1 protein-coding gene is annotated in these 422 nt (G+C 70.1%); it reads left to right on the top strand.

All coding sequences use genetic code 11. The features are described from left to right. On the top strand, nucleotides 1-422 hold a 422-nt coding region (locus DSY14_RS28190; RefSeq protein ID WP_211719611.1), incomplete at both ends, for an NAD(P)/FAD-dependent oxidoreductase.

The following is a 422-nucleotide window of genomic DNA, read 5'->3' as shown; positions in this document are numbered from 1 at the left end:
ACCGTGGAGAAGGCCCGAGACCTCGGCATCGGGATCCTCACCGACTCCGAGGTGAGCGCCCTGCACGGCACCTCGCATGTGGAACACGTGGAGATCCGGCACCGGCTCGACCGGACCACCCGCCTGCTGCCCGCACAGACCGTCGTCGCGGCCCTCGGCTTCAAGGCCGACCTCGGCCCGCTCCAGCACTGGGGCCTGACGCTGCGGGCACGCCGTATCGCCGTGGACACCCGGATGGCCACCAACATCCCCCGCGTCTATGCCGCGGGCGACATCACCGACTACCCGGGCAAGGTGCGCCTCATCTCCGTCGGTTTCGGCGAGGTCGCCACCGCGGTCAACAACTGGGCCTCCGGGTCGATGACGGTGGCGGCGTTGTTGACCGCGGTGGCGACCTCGCCGAAACCGACGGAGATGAGGCG

Origin of the sequence: Nocardiopsis sp. MG754419 (genome assembly GCF_018207095.1) — a bacterium.
In the GTDB taxonomy this organism is placed as follows: domain Bacteria; phylum Actinomycetota; class Actinomycetes; order Streptosporangiales; family Streptosporangiaceae; genus Nocardiopsis.
This window is presented reverse-complemented; position numbering and strand designations above follow the sequence as displayed.